Here is a 4543-nt window from a genome sequence, read left to right as displayed (position 1 = left end):
GCGCCGACGGCCCGACCGCGGCACCACACTTGCGCGAAGTCGAGCCGTGCGGTTTCCCGCTCGCCGTCGCCCAGTTCGATGACGGCCGGCCGCGCCGGCTCGTCCTGCGCGAGCCGGCGCAGGCGGTCGACCAGCAACGGGGGCAGCGATGGCGCGGGCGTCGACAAGGGTTCCGGGACGGCGGCTCAGTACCGGCCGGACCCTACACGCGCGCGCCGGGCTTGGGAAAGGCCATGGCCGGGCGCGGCGGTCTGCCGCGCCCGGCCGACCGGCCGGCGGTCAGAAGTCGAAGATGTCGCCGAGGATCGACTTCCGCTTGCTGCCGTAGCGGCGGCGGTCGTCGTCGTCGTCATCGTCGCGGCGGCGGCCCTCGTAGCGGCGATCGTCGAAGCGCCGGTCGTCCTCGTACTTCGGACGACGATAGTCGTCGTCGCGCGCCGGCTGCTCCCAGGGGCGTCCCGCCCCGCCCCGGTCCGCCGGTGCGGCCGGGCGCGCCGGCTCCGCCGCGGCCGCGGATTCCGCGGCGCGGGCGACGATCTTGTCCAACTCCCCGCGATCGAGCCAGACGCCGCGGCATTTCGGGCAATAGTCGATCTCGATCCCCGAACGCTCGGTCATCATCAGCTCGGTCTCGTCGAGCGGGCACTTCATTCTCGTCCTCCGGGCAAGGTGTGTGACGGCGGAGAGATGGGCCCGCGGTGCGGCCGCGGCAACCGCCGGCGCTAGCGGGCGGCGCCGTCGGGGCCGAAGCGGGCCAGGTAGGCGACGAGGTCGGCGAGATCGGCGTCGTTGCGCAGGCCGGCATAGACCATCCGCGTGCCCGGCATGAAGGCGCGCGGATCGCGGAGATAGGCCTTCAGGGAATCCGCGTCCCACGTCACCCCGGAATTGCGGTTGGCGGGGGAGTAGGCGAAGCCGGGGATCGACCCGGCCTTGCGGTCGACGATGCCGTTCATCGGCGGTCCGACGCGGTTTTTCGCGCCCGGGCCGACCATGTGGCAGACCGCGCAGGCGCGCTTGAAGACCTGCTCGCCGCGGTCGGCATCCTGTCCGAGCGCGGCGGGTGCGCCCAGGGCGACGGCCAGGGCGAGGGGGACGGCAAGAGGCAGGGTTCGACGCATGTCGGCTCCGGCTGGGAGACAGAATCGGCTGGCGCGATGCCGCGGGAACTTGGCGGCGCGCGGGCCGCGGAGGCTATCACGTCTTCGTGAGAGCGCGCGGGGATTGCCGCCTCGGCAAGGGGCCCGCATCGTCCCTGTCGGTCCGTCCCGACGGCCGGCGACCGACGGTCGAATTCGACGAGGGAGTACGCATCCGATGGTCAGGCTCGACGTCAATGGCCGGGTCCACGAGGTCGATGTGGATGCCGACACGCCGCTGCTGTGGGTGCTTCGCGAGCAGCTTGGCCTGACCGGCACCAAGTATGGCTGCGGGGTCGCGCTGTGCGGCGCCTGCACCGTCCATATCGACGGTCAGGCGCAGCGCGCCTGCGCGATCCCGGCAGGCGCCGTCGGCCCGTCGAAGATCGTTACCATCGAGGGCCTGTCGCCCGACGGCCGGCATCCCGTGCAGCAGGCCTGGCTCGCGCAAGAGGTGCCGCAATGCGGCTACTGCCAGTCCGGCCAGATCATGGCGGCGGCGGCCCTTCTGGCGGAGAACCCGGAGCCGAGCGACGCCGACATCGACCAGGCGATGACCAACATCTGCCGCTGCGGCACCTACCAGCGCATCCGGACGGCGATCCACGACGCCGCCGGGAAGAGCCGGGCCTAGGAGGGCCGCGCCATGGACCGCATGACGAAGCCGAGCCGCCGCCGGTTCCTGACCGCGTCCGCCGTCGCCGGCGGCGGCTTCGCCGTCGCCTGGGCGGTGCCGGGCGGACTGCTGGAGGCGCTCGCCCAGACGACGATGCCGGCGCCCGCGGGTGCGGCCGAGGTCGGCATCTGGGTGGCGATCCATCCCGACGACACGACGGTCGTGCGCATCGCCCGCTCCGAGATGGGCCAGGGCACGCTGACCGGCCTCGCCCAGCTCGTCGCCGAGGATCTCGAGTGCGACTGGAGCAAGGTGAAGGCGGAGTACGTCCCGCCCGAGGTCAACCTCGCCAACCGGCGCGCCTGGGGCGACATGTCGACCGGCGGCAGCCGCGGCATCCGCGCCTCGGTCGACTATGTCCGCAAGGGCGGCGCCGCCGCCCGCATGATGCTGGTCGAGGCCGCGGCCCGGAACTGGGGCGTGCCCGCCGCCGAGTGCGCGGCGGCGAACAGCGTCGTCACCCACGGGCCGACCGGCCGCCGGCTGCGCTACGGCGAACTGGCGACCGCCGCGGCGAAGCTGGAGGTGCCGAAGGACGTCCCGCTCAAGCCCCAGAAGGACTGGAAGATCATCGGCCAGGGGGTGAAGCGGCTGGACACCGTCGAGAAGCTGACCGGCGCCCAGGTCTACGCGATCGACGTGCAGTTGCCGGGGATGCTGAATGCGGCCATCGCCCAGTGCCCGGTCTTCGGCGGCAGGCTCGCCGGCTTCGACGCCGACGCGATCCGGGACCGGAAGGGCGTGCGCCACGTCCTCAGGGTCGACGATGCGACGGTCGCCGTCGTCGCCGATACCTGGTGGCAGGCGAAGACGGCGCTCGACGCCCTGCCGATCCGCTGGGACGAGGGGCCGAACGCCGACGTCTCCAGCGCCTCGATCGCCCGTTTCCTCGCCGAAGGCCTCGACGCCAGGGAAGCGGCGGTCGGCCATCGCATCGGCGATGCCCCGGGCGCGATCGCCGGTGCCGCCAGGCGCGTCGAAGCGGTCTACGCCACGCCCTTTCTCAACCACGCGACCCTGGAGCCGATGAACTGCACGGCCAAGGTGTCGGACGAGGGGGTCGAGATCTGGGTGCCGACCCAGAACGGCGATGCCTCGCTGGCGGCGGCGGCCGAGGCGGGCGGCGTGCCCTTGTCCAAGGTCAAGGTCCACAAGCTGCATCTCGGCGGCGGCTTCGGCCGTCGCGGCTTCCAGGACTACACCCGCCAGGCGGTGCTGATCGCGCGGCAGGTTCCCGGCCGGCCGGTCAAGATGATCTGGTCGCGCGAGGAGGACATGCAGCACGGCTTCTACCGCCCGATCACCCAGGCCAAGATGACGGGCGGGCTGGATGCCGAGGGCAACCTGGTCGGGCTGCACATGCGCATTTCCGGCCAGTCGATCCTGGCCTCGATCGCGCCCTCGCGCTTCTCGGGCGGCATCGACCGGCTGCACTTCCAGGGCCTGCTCGCGGACGAGTTCGGCTACATGGCGATCCCGAACCTGCTGATCGACCATGCGATGCGCAACACGCATGTCCCGGTGGGCTTCTGGCGCGGGGTCAACCACAACCAGAACGCCGTCTACCTCGAGTGCTTCATCGACGAGCTGGCGCACGCCGCCGGCAAGGATCCGCTGGAGTTCCGGCGCAAGCTGCTGGCGAAGAACCCCAGGCACCTCGCCGTGCTGGAGGCGGCGGCCGCCAAGGCCGAGTACGGCAAGCCGCTGCCGGCCGGAATCCACCGCGGCATCTGCCAGAACTACGGCTTCGGCAGCTACACCGCCGCCGTCGCCGAGGTCTCGGTCTCCGACCAGGGCAAGCTGAAGATCCGTCGCATCGTCGCCGCCACCGACTGCGGATATGCGCTCAACCCGGACCAGATCGCGGCCCAGGTCGAGGGCTCCTTCGTCTATGGCCTGAGCGCGCTGCTCTACAGCGAGAACACGGTCGAGAAGGGCCGCATCGTCGAGGGCAATTTCGACGGCTACGAGGTGATGCGGATCGAGGACATGCCGAAGGTCGAGACGGTGATCGTCCCGTCGGGCGGCTTCTGGGGCGGTGTCGGCGAGCCGACGATCGCGGTCGCCGCGCCGGCGGTGCTGAACGCCATCTTCGCGGCGACCGGCAAGCGCATCCGCTCGCTGCCGCTGAAGCATCACGACCTGCGCGCGGCGTGAGCCTGGGGTTCCGCGTCCGGGCATGGGGGCTCCTGGGGATGGCGGTCGTGGCCGCCGCCCCCGGCGCGCCGGCGGCCGAGCCGCCGCCGGGCGCGACCTCCTGCTCGGGATGCCACGCGCCGGCCGGCCGGGTGTCCGCGCCCAGCATCCCGCCCCTCGCCGGGCTCGCCGCCGCCGACATGGCGCGGGCGCTGGCGGAATACCGCGCGGGCGAGCGGCCGGGCACGGTGATGGATCGCATCGCCCGCGGCTTCACCGCCGCGGAATCCGAGGCGATCGCCCGCTGGCTGGAGGCGAACCGGTGACGGCGATCGGCCGCCGCGCCGTGCTGGCGGCGGCACTGGCGGCACCGTTCCTGGCGCGGACGGCGCACGGGCAGGGGGCCGCCCGCGTCGTGGTGATCGGCGGCGGCTTCGCCGGCGCGACCGCGGCCCGCGCCCTCCGCCGCATCGACCCGGCCCTGGCCGTCACCCTGGTCGAGCCCAACCGGGTCTATGTCGCCTGCCCGTTCAGCAATGCCGTGCTGGCCGGCCTGCGCGAGATCGAGGCGCAGCGCTTCGGCTATGGCGGC

Annotated in this window: 6 protein-coding genes; 4 read left to right on the top strand and 2 right to left on the bottom strand. The window is 72.6% G+C overall.

Annotated features, from left to right (window positions below; genetic code table 11):
- Nucleotides 1-279 precede the first annotated feature (279 nt).
- Both ACE3Q3_RS23035 and ACE3Q3_RS23030 read right to left on the bottom strand, forming a co-directional pair.
- Nucleotides 280-651 (bottom strand): zf-TFIIB domain-containing protein, encoded by a 372-nt coding sequence (locus ACE3Q3_RS23035; RefSeq protein ID WP_374449981.1) that lies wholly within the window; start codon nucleotides 649-651, stop codon nucleotides 280-282.
- Between the two features lie 71 nt (nucleotides 652-722).
- The gene (locus tag ACE3Q3_RS23030; RefSeq protein WP_374449980.1) at nucleotides 723-1121 is read right to left on the bottom strand and encodes a cytochrome c family protein; all 399 of its coding nucleotides are present in this window, start codon (nucleotides 1119-1121) and stop codon (nucleotides 723-725) included.
- A gap of 196 nt (nucleotides 1122-1317) precedes the next feature.
- Between ACE3Q3_RS23030 and ACE3Q3_RS23025 the strand changes: the two genes are divergently transcribed.
- The 4 genes from ACE3Q3_RS23025 to ACE3Q3_RS23010 form a co-directional block, all read left to right on the top strand.
- Nucleotides 1318-1773 (top strand): (2Fe-2S)-binding protein, encoded by a 456-nt coding sequence (locus tag ACE3Q3_RS23025; RefSeq protein WP_374449978.1) that lies wholly within the window; start codon nucleotides 1318-1320, stop codon nucleotides 1771-1773.
- Nucleotides 1774-1785: 12 nt separating this feature from the next.
- A complete protein-coding gene (locus tag ACE3Q3_RS23020; protein WP_374449976.1) occupies nucleotides 1786-3972 on the top strand; it encodes a molybdopterin cofactor-binding domain-containing protein in 2187 nt (728 codons plus the stop codon).
- A gap of 47 nt (nucleotides 3973-4019) precedes the next feature.
- The gene (locus ACE3Q3_RS23015; protein ID WP_374449974.1) at nucleotides 4020-4277 is read left to right on the top strand and encodes a cytochrome c; all 258 of its coding nucleotides are present in this window, start codon (nucleotides 4020-4022) and stop codon (nucleotides 4275-4277) included.
- Nucleotides 4274-4543 (top strand): FAD-dependent oxidoreductase (locus tag ACE3Q3_RS23010; protein ID WP_374449973.1); only part of this gene is annotated, 270 nt, incomplete at its 3' end. The genes ACE3Q3_RS23015 and ACE3Q3_RS23010, both read left to right, overlap by 4 nt.

It is taken from the genome of Allostella sp. (genome assembly GCF_041913585.1).
Taxonomy (GTDB): domain Bacteria; phylum Pseudomonadota; class Alphaproteobacteria; order ATCC43930; family Allostellaceae; genus Allostella.
The sequence above is the reverse complement of the archived record's forward strand: the minus strand, read 5'-3'. Positions and strand labels throughout refer to the sequence as shown.